Origin of the sequence: Leptothrix cholodnii SP-6, from assembly GCF_000019785.1 — a bacterium.
GTDB classification, from domain to species: Bacteria; Pseudomonadota; Gammaproteobacteria; order Burkholderiales; family Burkholderiaceae_C; genus Sphaerotilus; species Sphaerotilus cholodnii.
The window spans coordinates 3,925,784-3,944,637 of record NC_010524.1; the positions used below are offsets into that span (position 1 = coordinate 3,925,784).

Genomic DNA, 18,854 nt, shown 5'->3' on the forward strand with positions numbered 1-18,854 from the left:
AGGACCCCTCCATGTGGGTGTAGCCATACATCCCGACGTGCAACAGCAGCCTTCCGTGATGTAGTGACGCCGAGGTGAGTCGTCCGGCCCACTCTTTTCAGATGTCACGCACGCAAGCGCCCTCGCCCGATGCGGACTGCGGGCCGGAACCCGCAAACTTGAAGGCGACCGACACCGAATTCAGCACTTCAGGCCGACATGCAGGGCGACCACGCCGGCCGACATGTTGTGCACGTCGACGTGCCCGAAACCCGCCGTCTTCATCATCGATTTCAGCTCGGCCTGAGGCGGATGCATGCGGATCGACTCGGCCAGATAGCGGTAGCTCTGCGCATCACCCGTGAGCACCTGACCGAGACGTGGCAGCACGTTGAACGAGTACCAGTCATACGCGCGCCGGAGCGGCTCGGCGACACGGGAGAACTCCAGCACCAGGAGCTTGCCGCCGGGCTTGAGCACCCGAGCCATTTCGCCCAACGCCACATCCTTGTGGGTCATGTTGCGCAGGCCGAACGCCACGCTGACGATGTCGAATCGGGCCGAAGGGAACGGCAGGCGCTCGGCATCGCACAGCACCGTCGGGAGTTGCAGCCCTTCGTCGAGCAGCCGGTCACGTCCGGTGCGCAACATGGACTCGTTGATGTCGGTGTGGACGACCGTGCCGCTGGCCCCGACCTTGCGCGCGAACTGCCGCGTGAGGTCGCCGGTGCCGGCGGCGATGTCGAGCACCTGATGGCCTTCCCGCGCACCTGAAACAGCGACCGCGTAGGCCTTCCAGAGCCGGTGCATGCCCATCGACATGGCGTCGTTCATCACGTCGTAACGCGATGCCACCGAGTCGAAGACGCCTCGAACCAGATCGGCCTTCTGGCGCTCGTCGACCGTCTTGAATCCGAAATGCGTGTCGCTCATGGAGGTCTCAACCGATAGGAATCTGGCGACGAAGCCGCAGCGGGTGTGCGCTCGTCAGTGTGTGCAAGAGGCGTCAATGGCTGGCGCACGCGCCGCCGGACTTCGGCGGCATCGGGGCGTCGCGATCCACGCCTGCCGCCTTCAGGCGCGCCTCGTAGTCGCTCCACACCTGGGCCTGATTGACACCGAGCTGGTGCAGGTACTCCCAGGTGAAGATGCCGGTGTCGTGGCCGTCGCTGAACCGGGGCTGGATCGCGTAGTGCCCCACCGGCTCGACGTCGACGATCTCGACCATGCGCTTGCCCGTCTGCAAGACCTCCTGCCCCGGGCCATGACCCTGGACTTCGGCCGACGGCGAGCAGATCCGCAGCAGCTCGAAAGGCAGCTCGAACGCGCTGCCGTCAGCGAACTCGATGGCCAGCACGCGCGTGCGCTGGTGCAGCGTCAAGGCGGTGGGACGGATGCGTGCGACTTCGGTCATGGCGGGAAAACTCATCTGAAGGGTCGGTCGATCGAACGCCGCGGCGGCCGTCCTGGGTTCCGGACGGCGTGTCCGGCTCAGGCCTTGCCCTGGTTGGCAACAGCCGCCGCGGCCTTGGCCACCGCCTCGGCATCACCGAGGTAATAGCTGCGGATCGGCTTCAGGTCGGCATCGAGCTCATAGACCAGCGGCACGCCGTTGGGGATGTTGAGGTTGACGATGTCCGCGTCGCTGATGCCGTCGAGGTACTTCACCATCGCGCGGATCGAGTTGCCGTGCGCGGCGATCAGCACCCGCTTGCCCGACAGGATGGCCGGCGCGATCGAGTCGTTCCAGAACGGCAGCACCCGCGCCACGGTGTCCTTGAGGCACTCGGTGAGCGGCACCTGCTCGGCGTCGAGCTTGGCGTAGCGGACATCCTGGCGCTGGCCGCGCGGGTCATCGGCTTCGAGCGCCGGCGGCGGCGTGTCGTAGCTGCGGCGCCAGATCAGCACCTGCGCGTCGCCGTACTGCTTGGCCATGTCGCCCTTGTTGAGGCCCTGCAGCGCGCCGTAGTGGCGCTCGTTGAGGCGCCAGCTGTGCGCCACCGGAAGCCAGGTGCGGTCCATCTGGTCGAGCGCATGCCAGAGCGTCCAGATCGCGCGCTTGAGCACCGAGGTGTAGGCGATGTCGAATTCGTAGCCGCCCTCCTTGAGCAGGCGTCCGGCCTGCTGGGCCTGCGAGACACCGGTGGGCGTGAGCTCCACGTCGGTCCAGCCGGTGAAACGGTTCTCCAGGTTCCAGGTCGATTCACCGTGGCGGATCAGCACGAGCTTGTACATGGCAGGTAGGCGTGTGTGGATGAGGCGGGCCGAATTCTATAATCCGGCCCCTTCATCTCCTAGACGCCAGTTTGGCGGACACCCGCGTGACCTTCCTTCTCGACAACTGGTATTGGATTGCAGCCGCGCTCGTGTCCGGTGGCGCGCTGATGTGGCCGATGCTCAAGGGCGGCGATGCCGACGCGATCGGCGTCACGCAGGCCGTGCAGCTCATCAACCGCGAAAAGGCGGTGGTGATCGACGTCTGCACGAAAGACGAATACGCCGCGGGCCATGTCGCCAACTCCCGCAACGTGCCGCTGGCCGACCTGGAGTCGAGCAAGAACCTGCCGACCAACAAGGCGCTGCCGCTGGTGGTGGTGTGCGCCACGGGCACACGCGCCAGCCGCGCCATCGGCACGCTGACCAAGCTCGGGCACCAGCGCGTCCACGTGCTGTCCGGCGGCCTGGCGGCCTGGCGCGAAGCGAATCTGCCGGTCGAAAAATCCGCCTGACCGACACACGGACTTTGAGACCCCGGCCGCCGCGATCGCCGCGTCGGCCGGACAATCGGTATCTTTGGCATGAGTCCGGATGTCGGGCTCGTGACCCGATGACTGCAAAGCGGATCGCATGAAACCCGTCAAGATGTACACCACGCAGGTCTGCCCGTACTGCCAGCGTGCGAAGGCCCTGCTCAAGCAACGCGGCGTCGAGCACGTCGAGGAAATCCGCATCGACCTCGATCCGGTGCAGCGCAACCACATGATGGAGATCACCGGACGGCGCACCGTGCCGCAGATCTTCATCGGCGACACCCATGTCGGTGGCTGCGACGACCTGATGGCGCTCGATCACGCCGGCGGCCTCCACACGCTGCTGCAAGCCTGACGATCCGACGCCCGGTCGCAGGCCCCTCGTGACGAGCGGCAGCGACACGGGCGCAGCGCGGCAACAACGGTCGTCGCAACCCTGCGTGCCGAGCGCACAATCGCACCCCTCGACACCACGGCCGACCCAGGTCGGCCACGTTCCGTGAGCTCTGCTTCCAACCGCCGCCTCACGCCCGGCGAGCTTGCCGGCCTGACGCTGGGCGCCCTGGGCGTCGTCTATGGCGACATCGGCACCAGCCCGCTGTACGCCCTGAAGGAAGTCTTCCACGCCGGCCATGTCCCGCCGAGCGACGCCAACATCCTCGGGGTGCTGTCGCTGATCTTCTGGACCATGACGACGGTGATCTCGCTGAAGTACGTGCTGCTGATCCTGCGCGCGGACAACAACGGCGAAGGCGGGCTGATCGCGATGCTCGCGCTGGCCACGCACGCCGTGCGCGAACGCCCGGCCCTGCGCGACACGCTGATGATCGTCGGCCTGTTCGGCACCGCCGTCTTCTACGGCGACGGCGTCATCACGCCGGCGATCTCGGTGCTCTCGGCGGTCGAGGGCCTCGAAGTCGCCACCCCGCAGTTGCACAACATGGTGCTGCCGATCACGCTGGTCGTGATCACCGGCCTGTTCGCGGTGCAGCGCCTGGGCACCGGCGGCATCGGCAAGGCATTCGGCCCGATCACGCTCGTCTGGTTCGGGGTGCTGATCGCGCTCGGCCTGCCGCACATCGTCGCCAACCCGGCGGTGCTGGTCGCGGTGAGCCCGACCTATGCGATGGCCTTCTTTGTCGACCAGCCGCTGGTCGCCTTCATCGCGCTCGGGGCGGTGGTCTTGTGCGTCACCGGCGGCGAGGCGCTCTACGCCGACCTGGGCCACTTCGGCAAGCTGCCGATCCGCATCGCCTGGTATGCGCTGGTCATGCCGGCGCTGGTGATCAACTACTTCGGCCAGGGCGCGATGCTGCTCGGCCATCCCGAGGCGATCGACAACCCGTTTTTCCTGATGGCGCCCAAGTGGGCCCAGCTGCCGCTGGTGTTCCTGGCCACGGCGGCCACGGTGATCGCCTCGCAGGCGCTGATCACGGCGGCGTTCTCGGTCACCAAGCAGGCGGTGCAGCTGGGCATCCTGCCGCGCATGGTGATCAAGCACACCTCCGTGCGCGACACCGGCCAGATCTACGTGCCCTTCGTCAACTGGGGGCTGTACGTCTTCATCGTGCTGGCGGTGGCGCTGTTCAAGAGCTCGTCGAACCTGGCCTCGGCCTACGGCATCGCCGTCACGCTGGACATGACGATCACCACCATCATGACCTTCTACGTGATCCGCTACGGCTGGCGCTACCCGCTGTGGCTGTGCATCGCCGCCACGGGCTTCTTCTTCATCATCGACGTCACCTTCTTCGCCTCCAACATGCTCAAGCTGTTCGGCGGCGGCTGGTTCCCGCTGGTGATCGGCGTGGGCATGTTCACGCTGATGCTGACCTGGAAACAGGGCCGCGCGCTGATGGCCGAACGCCTGCGCGACGACGCCATCGATCTCAAGAGCTTCCTCGAAGCCGTCTTCGTCAGCCCGCCCACCCGGGTCAGCGGCACGGCGGTGTTCCTGTCGGCCGAATCCGGCCTCACGCCCAATGCGCTGCTGCACAACCTCAAGCACAACAAGGTGCTGCACGAGCACAACCTGTTCGTCTCGGTACGCCACCACGACGTGCCCTGGATCGGCTTCGACCAGCGCATCCAGATGGAGCAGCTGGGCCGCCACTGCTGGCAGGTGACGCTGAATTTCGGCTTCAAGAACGACCCCGACGTGCCCGAGGCGCTCAAGCTGCTCGAAGGCCGCGGCGTGCCGCTCGACGAGATGGACACCAGCTACTTCCTGTCGCGTGACATCGTCATCCCGACCTTCGGCCATGGCATGTCGATGTGGCGCGAGAAGCTGTTCGCCAACATGCACCGCAACTCGGCGGCGGCGGCCGACTTCCTCAACCTGCCGTCGAACCGGATCGTCGAACTGGGCGCCAAGGTCGAGATCTGACGCGCTGCGCTCAGCGCCCCGCCGGCCAGAAACGCAGCCCGATCGCCCCCAGCAGCGTGCCCCAGAACACGCCGCCGGCGTGCGCCAGCGGGGCGATCGCGATGTCCCAGCCGGCGACGTGGATCAGCGGCCCGGCCCACGGCTGTTCGAGCGCCACCTTGAGCAGCAGGCCGGCCAGCACCGCCGCCCCCAGCCCGCGCTCGCCGGTCGATCGCCCGCGCAGGCAAAGGCCGGTCGCGCACACCGCCACGCCCGCGTGCAGCACGCCCGACAACCCGCCGTATCGCTGCAGCTGCGGCTGAATCAGCAGGCTCAGATGGGTCAGCGGCCAGGCCAGCGCCCAGGCCCAGGCGGCCGCTCGCGGCGGATTCAGGAACCAGCCCAACAAGGCCACCAGCAGCGCACCGAGCAGGTTGGCCAGCCAGTGCAAGTCACTGAAATGCACCCAGGCGGCGCTCCACCAGCGCCACGGCTCGGCCCCGGCCCGGGCCGGCTGCCAGCTCAGCACCTCGCGGCTGAGCGGATCGGCCACGCCCATGAGCAGCGCAGGCACCAGCAGCAGCGCCCAGACCATCAGCCAGGCGACGCGGCCCGAACTCAGGCGCAGAGGGCGCATCACGCCGCGGGTGCCGCGGTTCAGGCGCCGAAGACGGCCCGCCAGAGCGCCAGCACGGCTTCGCGGTGCGCCGCCAGCGGGCCGAGTTCGGCCAGGTCGAAGGCGGTGCTGGCTTCGTCGAGCCGCGCCCGGTGCTGGGCCCGGCGCATCTCGCGGTAGGCGTCGGCCGCGGCGGTGCCTACACCTTCGGGCAGCAGGCCGACCTGTTCGGCACGGCCGAGCAAGGCGATGTTGCCGAGGTTGTCCATCAGGCCCGGATGCACGGCGCTGTGCGCCAGCACCAGCAGCTGCACCGCGAACTCGACGTCGATCATGCCGCCCGGGCTGTGCTTGAGCTCGAACCGGTCGGCTCGCAGGTTCTGCGCCGCGCGCATGCGCTCGCGCATGACACGCACCTCCTCGCGCAGCGCGGGGAAATCGCGCGGCGCGCACAGCACGCTGCGGCGCGTCGCCTCGAACCGTGCATCGAGCGCCGGCAGGCCCGCACACCAGCGCGCCCGCGTGATGGCCTGGTGCTCCCAGGTCCAGGCGGTGTTGCTGCCGCGGCCCTGCTGATAACGCTCGAACGACGCCAGCGACGTCACCAGCAGGCCGGAGTTGCCGTTGGGCCGCAAGGCGGTGTCGATCTCGTAGAGCGCGCCCGCCGAGGTGCGCAGCGACAGCCAGGTGATCAGCTTGCGCGCGAACGCGGCGTAGATCTCGGCGGCGCGTTCGTCGTCGTCCTCGTAGACGAAGACCAGGTCGAGATCGCTGCCGTAACCGAGCTCCTTGCCGCCCAGCTTGCCGTAGGCGATGACCGCGAACTGCGGCTCGGCGCGGTGGCGCTGGCGCAGGTGCTGCCAGGCCCAGCACATGCCGCATTCGAGCGTGGCGTCGGCCAGCGCCGACAGGTCGTCGGCGACCTGCTCGACGCTGATCTCGCCCTCGACGTCGCGCACCAGGATGCGGAAGGTCTCGGCCTGGTGGGCGCGCCGCAGCGTGTCGAGCAGCGACTCCTCGTCGGCCTGGCCGGAGCGCATCCAGGCCAGATGGCGCTCGTCGAGATCGGACCGGTAGGCCCGCGGGTCGAAGCGCTGGTGCGACATGCGCGCGTCGGCCAGCTCGTCGATCACGCCCGGGTGCTGCATGAGGTAGCGCATCGGCCAGCGCGCCAGGCCCAGCAGCTGCAGCAGCCGGCCCAGCACCTGCGGCCGTTCGGCCAGCAGCGCCAGATAGCTGTCGCGGCGCAGCAGCGGCTCGACCCAGTCGATGAAACGCAGCAGCGCCTCGTCGCGCTGCGCCGGCGTCAGCGTGGTCTGCGCCTCGATGATGCGGCGCGCGCGGGCGAACAGGTGCGTCAGGCGCTGGCGCGCCTCGTCGCGCAGCAGCACCACCCGCGGGTGTTCGACAAAGCGCTGCACCCGCTCGGCCACCGCCGGGTTCAGGCCGACCAGCAGCGCCGGGCTGTCGAGGCTGAGCGGCTCGCCGCCGCAGTTGCGGCAGCCCGAGCCGCCGTTGCCACGCTGGGGCGGGCGGCCGTCGTGCAGCAGCGCGTCGAACTCGGTGGCGACCACCTCGCGGTGCGCGCACAGCTGCTCGATCAGCTCGCAGGCGTCGACCCGGCAGGCCAGCCCCATCGAGGCGGCGATCCAGCGCAGATCGGCATCGGCGGTGGGCAGCAGGTGGGTCTGCTGATCGTCGAGAAACTGGATGCGGTGCTCGACCCGGCGCAAGAAGACATAGGCCTGCGCCAGCCGCTCGGCGGTCTCGGGCTTGATCATGCCCACCGCGGCCAGCAGCGACAACGCCTTGACCGTCGAGCGGGTGCGGATCTCGGGGAACTGGCCGCCGCGCACCACCTGCAGCAGCTGCACGATGAACTCGATCTCGCGGATGCCCCCGCGCGACAGCTTGACGTCGTTGGCGCGCTCGGGCCGGCCGGCGGCGCGGCGATTGGCCTCGTCGCGGATCTTGCGATGCAGCTGGCGCAGGCCCTCGAACACGCCGTAATCGAGGTAGCGCCGGTAGACGAACGGCCCCACCGCATCGGCCAGCGGCTTGGCACGGCCGGCCAGCACGGCGCTGCGCGGCGCCACCACGCGGCTCTTGAGCCACGCGAAGCGCTCCCACTCGCGGCCCTGGACGAGAAAGTACTCCTCCAGCATCGCCAGACTGACCACCGGCGGGCCGGCGTTGCCGTTGGGCCGCAGCGCCAGGTCCATGCGGAAGACGAAGCCGTCCTCGGTGACGTCGCCGATCAGCGCACGCAGCCCACGCGCCAGCTGGGCGAAATACTCGTGCGCCGAGATCACGCCGGCGCCGTTGGCCCGGCCAAGGGTCTGGCCCTCTTCTTCGTAGACGTAGATCAGGTCGATGTCGGACGACACGTTGAGCTCGCGCGCGCCGAGCTTGCCCATGCCGATGATCCAGAAATCGATGTCGCCGCCGGCCGCGTTGCGGGGTGCGCCATGCTGGGCATCGAGTTCGGCACGGGCGCTGCCCAGCGCGTGTTCGAGCGTCACCTCGGCCAGCTCGGTCATGGCCGAGGTGACGACCTCGACCGGCACGCGGGCCTCCACGTCGAGCACCGCCAGGCGCTCGAGCACCAGCTGGCGCAGCACCCGCAAGGCCGCCGGCACGCCGCGGCCGCGCTGCAGCAGCACGGCCAGCGTCTGTTCGATCTCGGCGCGGCGCGGCGGGCCCGGGGGCAGCAGCGCCAGGTCGGCAGCGAGCGCGCGGCGCACGCGCTGCACGAAGCGGCTGTGAGAGGCGTCGGCCGTGGGGATGGGCGGGGTGGGGTCCAATACCGCCACTGGAGTGTCGTGCTCAGCCAAGGCCTTGACCTCGCAGCAACAACGCTGTGCTAGCGTTCCATCGGTCGTGCCACGTCCCAGCTGGGATCCGTGCGCCGCCGCCCGCTTCGGCCTGTCGTGTTTCCATGTCCCTCGCTTCGCGCTCTCTTGCTCTCGTTCATCGCGGCCGCGCCCTCGCACAGCCCCTCGTGTCAGGCCTGCTCCGGGCGGCCATCGGCGTCGCCAGTATCGTCGTCGCGGCTTGGCTGACCTTGCAATGGGGAATTCTCCCCCGCCTCGACCACTGGCGCCCCGAGATCGAGGCCTGGAGCAGCAGGAGCCTGGGCCTGCCGGTACGAATCGGCACGCTGGCGGTGCGCGGCGACCTCTGGTCGCCGACGATCCTGGTGCGCGACCTGCAGCTGCTGGCTGCCAACGGCCAGCCCGGGCTGCGGCTCGCCGACGTCGAAGCGGTCATCACGCCCGGCTCGCTGCTGCCGCGTTCACTCACCGACTGGCGCCCGCACCTGCGCCGCCTCAGCCTGCGTGGCGCCGATCTGGCGGTGCAGCGTCTGGACGACGGCCGCTGGCAGCTGGCCGGCCTGGTGCTCGCCGACGGTGACGGCAGCACGGCCCGCCGCCTGGTCGACTGGCTGCTGCGCCAGGGCGAGGTCGTGATCGCCGCCAGCACGCTCACCTACGCCGACACCCGCCTCGGTCCCGCCCCCGCACGCCTGAGCGACATCGAGCTGCTCTGGCGCAACCGCCTCGGCCGCCATCGGCTCACGCTCGGGCTCAGCGCGCCGCCGGACTGGGGCGGCCCGCTGCGCGCCGAGCTCGACCTGCGCGAGCCGCTGCTCGCCGCCGCCGGCCTGTGGCGCTCGGGCGACTGGGCGCGCTGGCGCACCGACATCCAGGCGCAGCTGCCCGCCGTGGCCCTGCGACGCGCCCAGGCGCTGCTGCCGCAGTCGGTCACCAACGGCCGGTCGTGGCAAGGTGGCAACGGCGCGCTGTCGCTGGCGCTGCGGCGCGACCAGGGCGAGTGGCGCAGCGCCCGCATCACGGCCGATCTGCGCGACCTGCAGCTGTCGCCGGCCCCGGGCGCCGAGCCGCTGCGCATCGCCCAGCTCGCCGGCACGCTGGTGGCGCAGATCGACGCCCGATCGCTGCAGCTGCAGGCCAGCGACTGGCAGCTGCAGCTGGCCGACGGCGCTGCGCCCTCGGCCACACGAACCACCGCCCCCGCCAGCAGCTGGTCGCTGAACTGGGATCGCAGCGACGCCGCCCAGGCCCGGCACACGCTGCAGGCCGACCGGCTCGACATCGCCACGCTCGCCACGCTGGTGCCGGCGCTGGCCCAGGCGCTGGCGCCGTCGGCATCGACATCCGCGCCGCCTGCCGCACCCGGCTGGCTCGCAAGCAGCAGGCCGGCCGGCACGCTGCGTGACCTGGAACTGCAGTGGAACGCGCCCCCCGGCGCCGCGCCCACCTGGCGCGCCAGCGGCCGGCTCAACGGGCTGAGCCTGCAGCCGGGCGAGCCGGCCGCACCGACCGGCACCGATCCGCCGGGCAGCGGCGTCGGACGGCCCGGCCTCTCGCCGGCCGATCTGCGCTTTCGCGCCAGCCAGGCCGGCGGCGAGGCCGAGCTCGACATGCGCGCCGGCTGGCTGGCGTTTCCGGGCCTGTTCGAGGAGCCGCGCCTGCCGCTCGATCGCCTGCAGGCCCAGCTGCGCTGGCGGCTGATCCCGGACGGCGCCTCGGCCCGGCCCGCCGCGGTCGAGATCGACGTGCGACACCTGCAGGTCGACAACGCCGACCTGCGCGGCGAGGCCAGCGGCCGCTGGCAGGTGCGGCTGACGGATCGCGCCGTCGACGACCGGGCCGCCCGCGCCTGGGCCGCCTGGCCCGGCCAGCTCGAACTGCAGGCCCGGGTCGCCCAGGGCGACGCCACGCGGGTGCACCGCTACCTGCCGCAGGCCATCCCGGCGGATGTGCGCCATTACGTGCGCGACGCCGTGCGCGCCGGCCAGGTGCACGACTGGCAGGCCCAGGTGCGTGGCGCCTTGCGCGAGTTTCCGTTTGCCGATCCGGCGCAGGGTCGCTTCGAGATCGGCGGCCGGGTGCGTGGCGTCACGCTCGACTACGTGCCGGCCAGCCTCGGCCTGGCCGGCCCCGCCTGGCCGCGCCTGAGCCAGCTCGACGGCGGCCTGCACTTCGAGCGGCTGGGCATGCAGATCCGCCAGGCCAGCGCCCGGCTGGCCGACAGCGGCCGCGGCGAGACGCTGTTGACCGGCGTCGACGGCGGCATCACCGACCTCGCCCATCAGCCCGAGCTCAAGCTCGAAGGCCGCGCCAGCGGGCCGCTCGACGACATGCTGCACTACGTCGACCGCTCGCCGGTGGGCGGCTGGCTGGCACAGGCGCTGGCCCAGGCCAGCGGCAGCGGCGCCGCGGCGCTCGACCTGAAGCTGGCAATTCCGCTGCTCGACGCCGAGCGCAGCCGCGTCACCGGCCGGCTCGCGCTGGCGGGCAGCCAATTCCAGATCCATCCGCTGGTGCCGCGCCTGAGCGACGTGCGTGGCGAACTGACCTTCAACGAACAGGGCTTCACGCTGCGGCCGACCCGCGCGCGCGCACTCGGCGGCAGCGTGCTGCTGCAGGGCGGCATGGACGCCGACCAGCCGGTGCGCCTGTCCGCCGAGGGCCAGGCCAGCGCCGAAGGCCTGCGGCTGGCTGCGCCCCACGAGGCGCTGGCCACGCTGGCGCGCCAGATGACCGGGCAGGCGCCGTACCGGCTGCAGATCGCGATCGATCGCCAGGGCACGCGCGTCGACGTCGCCAGCGCGCTGACCGGCCTGGCGCTGCAGCTGCCCGCCCCGCTCGGCAAGAGCGCCGAACTGGCCTGGCCGCTGCGCCTGCAGGTCGACGACACGACACCCGGCGAGGGCTCGCGCTGGTCGCTGCGGCTGGCCGACCGGGTGGCCGCACGCTGGCAGACCGAAGCCACCGGCGCGATGCCCGAGCGCGGCTGGCTGCAGGTCGGCCAGGCCACCCGCGACGCCATGCCCGCCCTGCCGAGCGAAGGCTGGAGCGTGTCGCTGGCCGACGCCCGGCTGTCCATCGACGCCTGGACGCAGTGGTTCGACCGCTTGGGCGAGCGGCCTGGCGGCGCGTCCGCCGCCGCACCGGCCCGGCCCTCCGACCGCACCGAGTCGCTGGCCGCGCTGCACGACGTCAGGCTGCAACTGGGTGAACTCGAATGGCGCGGCCGGCGCTTCCATCAGGTCGACGCGCGGCTGGTGCAGAGCGCCGGCATCGACGGCCAGCACTGGAACGGCCGCGTCGAGGCGCAGGAGCTGGCCGGCGACATCGAGCTGCGACTGCCGCCGCAGCCGAGCCAGCCGGCCCGGATGCGCGCCCGGCTGACGCGGCTCACGCTGGCCCGCGCGGACGGCGGCGCCTCGGCACCGACGCGGGCATCGGCGCCCATGCAGTCCTTCGACCCGATCGCCGAGCCGACGCCTGCCGCGAGCGCGACGGACGGCGCCACCGCCCGCGCCTCGCCGCTGCCGAGCCTCGACATCGAGGTCGAGCAGTTCCAGCTCGGCCAGCGGCCGATGGGCCGGCTGGTGCTGCGCGCCGGCCACCGGCCCGGCAGCCGCGCCGGCGCCTGGCACGACGAGTGGCAGATCGACCAGCTCTCGCTGCAGACCCCCGACGCACGGCTGGCGGCCACCGGCGTCTGGCAGACCACGCCCGGCGCGGCGGGCGTGCCGCTGTCGGCGCTCGAACGCAGCGGCAGCACGCGGCTGAACTTCAAGCTCACGCTCGACGACAGCGGCGCGCTGCTGGACCAGCTCGGCTGGCCCGGCACGGTCCAGGGCGGCAGGGGTTCGCTGCAGGGGCGCATCGGCTGGCCGGGCTCCCCGTTCGATCCGTCGGTGCGCCAACTCGACGGCCAGCTGCGCATCGATCTCTCGGCCGGGCAGTTCCTGCAGGCCGATCCGGGCGTGGCCAAGCTGCTGGGCATCCTCAGCCTGCAGTCGCTGCCACGGCGCTTTCTGCTCGACTTCCGGGATCTGTTCCAGCAGGGTTTCAGCTTCGACCAGATCGACGGCGACGTCGACCTGCAGGCCGGCCTGGCGCGCACCCGCAACCTGCGCATGCGCGGCGTGCAGGCGCTGGTGCTGACCGAGGGCGAGGCCGACCTGAACGCCGAGACGCAGGACCTGCACGTCTGGATCGTGCCGGATCTGGACGCCGGCGCCGCCTCGCTGGCCTACGCCGTCATCAACCCGGCCGTCGGCCTGGGCACGCTGCTGGGCCAGCTGTTCCTGCGCAGATCGCTGACCGAAGCGGCCACCCGCGAGTTCCGCGTCGGCGGAACCTGGGACACGCCCTCGGTCACGCCGATCGGCCGCCAGCAGGGTCGGCCGCTGCCGCAACCGACCGGCGATCCGGCCGAGGCGGCGGCGTCGCAGCCGGCCACGCAGCCGTGAGTGATCCAACCCGACCTCCAACCCGGTACCCCGCATGAAGATCGCCGCGATCCAGATGGTCTCCAGCCCCGAGCTGGCCCACAACCTCGAACGCGCCACCGCGCTGGTGGGCGAAGCCGCCGCCGCGGGCGCCGAGCTGGTGGCGCTGCCCGAATACTTCTGCGTGATGGGCCGCCACGACACCGACAAGCTCGCCATCGCCGAGACGCCCGGCAGCGGGCCGATCCAGCAGCGCCTGGCCGAGCTGGCGGCCAAGCACGGCATCTGGCTGATCGGCGGCACGCTGCCGCTGCGGGTCGACGGCGACGCCGATCACGCCACCAACAGCTGCCTGGTCCACGGCCCGACGGGCCAGCTGGTGGCGCGCTACGACAAGATCCACCTGTTCCGCTACGACGACGGCGAGCGCCGCTACGACGAGGCCGCCACGCTGCGGCCGGGCCGCGAGCCGGTCGCGTTCGAGGCGGTCGGCCGCAGCGGTGAGACGTTGCGGGTGGGGCTGTCGATCTGCTACGACCTGCGGTTTCCGGAGCTCTACCGCGCGCTGATGCGCCCGCCCTGCGACCTGCTGGTGGTCGGCGCGGCCTTCACCTACCCGACCGGCGAAGCCCACTGGGAGCTGCTGCTGCGCGCCCGCGCGGTCGAGAACCAGTGCCACGTACTGGCCAGCGCGCAAGGCGGGCGCCACGCCAACGGCCGGCGCACCTGGGGCCACAGCCTGGTGGTCGACCCGTGGGGCCGGCTGCTCGGCGATCTGGCCGAAGGCGAAGGCGTGGTGCTGGCCGAGGTCGAAACCCGCCGCACGACCGAGGTGCGCACGCAGTTGCCGGCACTGCAGCACCGCGTGCTTTGATCGGGGAGCAAGGCAACTTGGGGCGGCCCGGCGTTTCCTTGAGCGGCGCTGCCTCGTTCAGCGCGAGCCGAACATCATGCGCCGGGCGATCTGCGACTTCACCATCGGCAGGCCCTGCAGCAGCGACAAGCCGGCGCCGCGCAGCGTGTTCAGCCCCGGCAGCGGCCAGGTGAAGCTGCGGGCCAGGAAATCGGTGGCGGCGATCATGGCCCAGCGGTCCGGCGCGCGCTGCCAGGCCACCCGGGCGAGCGCCTGGTCGATGTCGGCGTGGCGCGCCAGCGCGGCGAGCAGCGCCTGGGCGTCACGCAGGCCGAGGTTCAGGCCCTGGCCGCCGACCGGGTGCAGCGTCTGCGCCGCGTTGCCGATGCGCACGGTGCGGCCCTGCACCAGGCTGCGCTCGGCATTGAGTCCGAGCGGGAACGCCTTCAGCGCGCTGATGCCGACCAGCTTGCCCACCCGCGCCGGCAGCACGTGCTGCAGCACCGCCAGGCGCTGGGTGTCGTTCAGCTCGCGCACCGGATCGTCGTCGGCATCGACACACCAGACCAGCGCGGCGCGGGCGCGGCCGTCTTTCGGTGGCAACGGCAGCAGCGCGGCCGGGCCTTGCGGCGTGAAGCGCTCGTAGGCCACGCCGGGCTCGCCGCCGTCGACGAACACGCTGCCGACCCAGGCGGTCTGGCGGTAGTCGTGGTGCACCGCCTTGCGCGACTGGTCGGCGAACACGCCGCCTTCGGCGATCACCGCCAGGTCATGCGACTCGACGATGCCGGCGTCGATCTCGACGCCATCGGCCCGAGGCACCACCGCGCTGACCTTGGTGCCCCAGCGCGCGGCCAGGCGCTGCGGCTCCTGCGCGCAGGCGTCCAGCCAGGCGGCACGCAGCGGCGCGACGATGGCGCCGTAACTCGCCACCGCGCCGAGCTGCGCCAAACCTTCCTGCTCGGCGCGGATCAGCAGCTCGGGCTCGCCGCCCGGGCGCCGGCCGGGCAGCGGCAGCAGGTCGAGCAAGGCAGGCTGCTGCTGCGACACGTGCACGGCCAGAATCGGCGCGGCCTGGGCGGCGATCTGGGGCCACAGGCCGAGCCGGGTCAGGTCCTGCACCGAGCCCTGCGCCAGCGCCAGGGTGCGGGCGTCGGCCGACACGTCGTGTTCGGCCGGCAAGGCGTCGTAGACCGTGATCTGCAACTGCGGCAGGCGGCGCTGCGCCTGCAGCGCGAGCACCAGCCCGACCGGGCCGGCACCGATGATGGCCAGGCGCCTGGGCTGGGCGGGCTCGGGAACAGGTTCTGCGGCGGCGGACAGGAGTTCGTCCATCGATGAAGGGGGCGCGGACTGCGGCATCGGGATGTGCGTCGTTGAGCGTGCGGGGGCGCGGTGTGGCGATTGTCGGCGGGCCGGCACGCTGCGCCAGCGGCCGCGTCAGATCGCCAGCGGATCGACGTCCACCGCCCAGCGCAGGATGCGCTGCTCGCTCACCTGGCACTGGTTCAGCTGCGGCACCCAGCGCGCCAGGAAGCGCTGCAGCACCACCCGCGAGGGCGACTCGATCAGCATCTGCGCCCGCTCCACATTGGCCACCCGCTGGATCGCCGGCGGCACCGGCGGGTAGATCAGCAGATCCTGCAGCGCGGGGTGGTCGGCCTGGATCTGCGCACCCAGTTCGGCGGTGCGGTCGAGGAAGGCGGTGGCGGCCTGCTGGCTGCGCGCCTCGCAGCGCAGCAGCGCGAGGTGCGCAAACGGCGGCAGCCCCGCCTGCTGTCGCTCGATCAGCTGGCTTTTGGCGAACGCGGCGTAGTCGTGCGACACCAGCGCCGCATACAGCGGGTGGCCGACGTGCCAGGTCTGGATCCACAGCTCGCTGCGGCCGGCCTGCGCGGCGTCACGCCCGGCCCGCCCGCCGGCCTGCATCAGCAGCGAGAACAGCCGCTCGGGTGCGCGGAAATCGCTGCCGAACAGGGCCGAGTCGGCATTGACTGCAGCCACCAGCGTCATGCGGCGGAAGTCATGGCCCTTGGCGACCATCTGGGTGCCCACCAGCACGTCGACCTCGCCGGCGTGCACGCTGGCGAGCTGGCTCTCGAGGCTGCCTTTGGCGCGGGTCGAATCGGCATCGATGCGGCCGATGCGCGCGCCGGGCAACAGGTCGCCGAGCTGTTCCTCGAGCCGCTCGGTGCCGCGGCCGACCGGCTGGATGTCGGGGTCGCCGCAGTCCGGGCAGGCACGCGGCACGCGCTCCGAGAAACCGCAGTGGTGGCAGCGCAAGGTGCGGTCGAGCTTGTGGAAGACGCGCCAGGCGCTGCAGTGCGGGCAGGCGCTCTTCCAGCCGCAGCCGGTGCAATGCAGCACCGGGGCATAACCGCGGCGGTTGAGCAGGATCAGGCTCTGCTCGCCGCGTTCGATGCGCTCCTTCAGCGCAGCCACCAGCGCCGGCACCAGCGGCTGCTTGTGCACCGCGCCCTGGCCGAACTGCGCGGCGATGCGCGCCAGGTCGACCAGTCGCACGGTCGGCAGGCTGCCGGCGCCGATCCGGCTCGGCATGGCCAGCAGCTGGTAGCGCGCCCCGCCCGGCAGCGTCGGCGAGGCGTTGTGCCAGGTCTCCAGCGACGGCGTGGCCGAGCCCAGCAGCACCGTGAGCGCCTCGTTGCGGCCGCGCCAGACCGCCAGGTCGCGGGCCGAATAACGCGCGCCCTCCTGCTGCTTGTAGGACGGGTCGTGTTCCTCGTCGACCACGATCAGGCCCAGCCGCGGCAGCGACGCGAAGATCGCCATGCGGGTGCCCAGCACCACGTCGGCCAGCCCCAGGTGCGCCGCGAGCCAGCTCTGCAGGCGCTCGGCGGGTGTCAGGCCGCTGTGCAGCGAGACGATGCGGCGGGCCGGAAAGCGGGCGCGAAAGCGCGCCTCGAGCTGCGGCGTCAGGTTGATCTCGGGCACCAGCACCAGCGCCTGGCGGCCTTGCGCCAGCACGTCGGCGACGCAGCGCAGATAGACCTCGGTCTTGCCGCTGCCGGTCACGCCGTGCAGCAGGTGCGTGCCGGGCTCGGCGCCGGCCAGCGCCTGCAGCACGGCCTGCTGCTCCGCGCTCAGCGGCAACAGTTCGTACGCGGGCACATCGACCTGGCCGATCGGCTCGGCGGCCAGGCGTTTGTGCAGGCGCTTCAAGCGGCGCTGCAACTGGGTGGCGTCGAGATCACGCAGCTCGCCGGGCAGCACCGACAGTGCCAGTTCGCCGGTCGAGCGCTGGTAGTAGGCCGCGGCAAAGCTCACCAGCGCGCGCCAGGGCGGGCCGAGCGGCGGCAGGGCGTCGAGCACCTCGGCGACCGGGCGCAGCTCGATGTCGGGGGCCTGCGGCTCGGCCTCGGCCCAGGCGATGCCGCAGACGGTCCGGCGGCCCAGCGGCACCCGCACGAGCTGGCCGGCCGCGAGCGGCAAGTCGCTGGCGTAGCTCAGTGCGCTGTCCACCTGGCTGTGGCGTGGCAGCTCCACCAGCACCGAGACACGGTGCCCTGCGGTTGGCAGATCCGAGGCGAGGGACTCCATTCAGTTAGCCGGCTGAGCTCTCGCCTGTTCGAGCAAATCGACGCAAGTCCCTGATCACCAACGAGTTTTCACAACTGTCCACCTTTGCTGTGGATAACTTTGTGAACAAGCTGAGAAAACCAGCGACAAACCCTTGTGAATCAAGCACCAAAGTCGGATTGCATGTTCTTGCGGCAGCAACCGTGCAGTACCAAAACTTTTCCATATCAAGGACTTAGCAGCGACCTTGATGACACGCGGATGTGCGAATGCAGCATGCACCGCTTCAAAACGGTGCACGCCGACATTGGGGACAACTGTCAGAAATCGGGGCTGAAAACAATGCTGTTTCACAGCTTTTCAGCCCGCTCCGGCGCAGCGTTCAGGTCTGAGCGCGCCAGCGGCGCGAATGCGCATGCACCGCGTCGACCAGCACCGACACCGCCTCCGGCGGCGTGAACTGGCTGATGCCGTGGCCGAGATTGAAGATGTGGCCGGGGTGCGGGCCGAAGCTGTCGAGCACGGCCTGGGCCTCGCGCGTGATCTGCTCGGGCGACGCGAACAGCACGTTCGGGTCCAGGTTGCCCTGCAGCGCAACCTTGTGGCCGACTCGCCGGCGGGCCTGGTCGAGGTTGACGGTCCAGTCGAGGCCGACCGCATCGGTGTCGCACGCGGCGATCTCGTCGAGCCACAGGCCACCGCCCTTGGTGAAGACGATGCGCGGGATCTGCTGGCCGTCGTGTTCGCGCTTGAGCTGCGCCAGCACGCGCCGGGTGTAGGCCAGGCTGAAGGTCTGGAACGCGCCGTCGGCGAGCACGCCGCCCCAGCTGTCGAAGATCATCACGGCCTGCGCGCCGGCTTCGATCTGGGCGTTCAGGTAGGCCGCCACCGAATCGGCGGTCACGGCCAGCATGCGGTGCATCAGGTCGGGGCGCTGATACAGCATGGTCTTGACCAGCCGGTAGTCGTCGCTGCCACGGCCTTCGACCATGTAGCAGGCCAGCGTCCACGGGCTGCCCGAGAAGCCGATCAGCGGCACACGGCCGTCGAGTGCGCGCCGGATCGAGGTCACGGCGTCGAACACGTACTGCAGCTTGGCCATGTCCGGCGCTTCGAGCGCGGCCACGGCGGCTTCGTCACGCACCGGCGTGGCAAAACGCGGGCCTTCGCCGGCCGCAAAGCTCAGACCCAGGCCCATCGCGTCGGGCACGGTCAGGATGTCGGAGAACAGGATCGCGGCGTCGAGCGCATAACGCTCGAGCGGCTGCAGCGTCACCTCGGTCGCAAAATCGACGTTCGTGGCCAGCCCCATGAAGCTGCCGGCCTTGGCGCGGGTGGCGCAGTACTCCGGCAGATAACGCCCGGCCTGGCGCATCAGCCAGATGGGGGTGTGGTCGGTCGGCTGGCGGCGCAGGGCGCGCAGGAAGTTGTCGTTTTGCAGTGCGGCGTACATCGGGCGATTGTAGGCAGGGCGGCCGGTAGGA

At 71.0% G+C, this 18,854-nt stretch carries 13 protein-coding genes; 5 read left to right on the plus strand and 8 right to left on the minus strand.

Going from position 1 to position 18,854, the window contains the following annotated elements:
- Positions 1-180 precede the first annotated feature (180 nt).
- From ubiE to gpmA, 3 genes are all read right to left on the minus strand, one after another.
- Complete coding sequence (gene ubiE / locus LCHO_RS17490) at positions 181-912, minus strand: bifunctional demethylmenaquinone methyltransferase/2-methoxy-6-polyprenyl-1,4-benzoquinol methylase UbiE (RefSeq protein ID WP_012348513.1); 732 nt, start codon at positions 910-912, stop codon at positions 181-183.
- Positions 913-985: 73 nt separating this feature from the next.
- Complete coding sequence (locus LCHO_RS17495; protein WP_012348514.1) at positions 986-1,393, minus strand: gamma-butyrobetaine hydroxylase family protein; 408 nt, start codon at positions 1,391-1,393, stop codon at positions 986-988.
- 77 nt (positions 1,394-1,470) lie between these two features.
- Positions 1,471-2,214, minus strand: a complete 744-nt coding sequence (gene gpmA / locus LCHO_RS17500; protein WP_012348515.1) for a 2,3-diphosphoglycerate-dependent phosphoglycerate mutase — start codon at positions 2,212-2,214, stop codon at positions 1,471-1,473.
- A gap of 86 nt (positions 2,215-2,300) precedes the next feature.
- Here gpmA and LCHO_RS17505 point away from each other — a divergent pair, with 86 nt between their 5' ends.
- The 3 genes from LCHO_RS17505 to LCHO_RS17515 all read left to right on the plus strand — a co-directional run bounded on the left by LCHO_RS17505 (position 2,301) and on the right by LCHO_RS17515 (position 5,115).
- Positions 2,301-2,708, plus strand: coding sequence for a rhodanese-like domain-containing protein (locus tag LCHO_RS17505; RefSeq protein WP_043705755.1), 408 nt, complete (start codon positions 2,301-2,303; stop codon positions 2,706-2,708).
- Between the two features lie 118 nt (positions 2,709-2,826).
- Positions 2,827-3,084: a glutaredoxin 3 gene (gene grxC, locus LCHO_RS17510; RefSeq protein WP_043704442.1), complete on the plus strand. Its 258-nt coding sequence runs from the start codon at positions 2,827-2,829 to the stop codon at positions 3,082-3,084.
- 144 nt (positions 3,085-3,228) lie between these two features.
- Entirely contained in the window at positions 3,229-5,115 is a 1,887-nt protein-coding gene (locus tag LCHO_RS17515; RefSeq protein ID WP_012348518.1) for a potassium transporter Kup, read from the plus strand.
- A gap of 10 nt (positions 5,116-5,125) precedes the next feature.
- Here LCHO_RS17515 and rrtA read toward each other — a convergent pair whose 3' ends face one another.
- A complete protein-coding gene (gene rrtA, locus LCHO_RS22345; RefSeq protein WP_012348519.1) occupies positions 5,126-5,731 on the minus strand; it encodes a rhombosortase in 606 nt (201 codons plus the stop codon).
- Positions 5,732-5,751: 20 nt separating this feature from the next.
- Positions 5,752-8,523, minus strand: coding sequence for a bifunctional [glutamate--ammonia ligase]-adenylyl-L-tyrosine phosphorylase/[glutamate--ammonia-ligase] adenylyltransferase (gene glnE / locus LCHO_RS17525; RefSeq protein ID WP_223210461.1), 2,772 nt, complete (start codon positions 8,521-8,523; stop codon positions 5,752-5,754).
- A 125-nt stretch (positions 8,524-8,648) separates the two neighbouring features.
- On the opposite strand from glnE, the gene LCHO_RS17530 reads away from it, so the two are divergent.
- Together LCHO_RS17530 and LCHO_RS17535 are read left to right on the plus strand one after the other, a co-directional pair.
- Positions 8,649-13,001: a YhdP family protein gene (locus LCHO_RS17530; protein ID WP_012348521.1), complete on the plus strand. Its 4,353-nt coding sequence runs from the start codon at positions 8,649-8,651 to the stop codon at positions 12,999-13,001.
- A gap of 34 nt (positions 13,002-13,035) precedes the next feature.
- A complete protein-coding gene (locus LCHO_RS17535; protein ID WP_012348522.1) occupies positions 13,036-13,854 on the plus strand; it encodes a carbon-nitrogen hydrolase family protein in 819 nt (272 codons plus the stop codon).
- Positions 13,855-13,911: 57 nt separating this feature from the next.
- On the opposite strand, the gene LCHO_RS17540 is transcribed toward LCHO_RS17535, so the two are convergent.
- The 3 genes from LCHO_RS17540 to hemE form a co-directional block, all read right to left on the minus strand.
- Positions 13,912-15,168 carry an FAD-dependent monooxygenase gene (locus LCHO_RS17540; protein ID WP_012348523.1) on the minus strand — a complete coding sequence of 419 codons (1,257 nt, stop codon included), beginning with the start codon at positions 15,166-15,168 and terminating at the stop codon, positions 13,912-13,914.
- Between the two features lie 105 nt (positions 15,169-15,273).
- The gene (gene priA, locus LCHO_RS17545; protein ID WP_012348524.1) at positions 15,274-17,391 is read right to left on the minus strand and encodes a replication restart helicase PriA; all 2,118 of its coding nucleotides are present in this window, start codon (positions 17,389-17,391) and stop codon (positions 15,274-15,276) included.
- A 361-nt stretch (positions 17,392-17,752) separates the two neighbouring features.
- The gene (hemE, locus tag LCHO_RS17550; RefSeq protein WP_012348525.1) at positions 17,753-18,823 is read right to left on the minus strand and encodes a uroporphyrinogen decarboxylase; all 1,071 of its coding nucleotides are present in this window, start codon (positions 18,821-18,823) and stop codon (positions 17,753-17,755) included.
- Positions 18,824-18,854 lie beyond the last annotated feature (31 nt).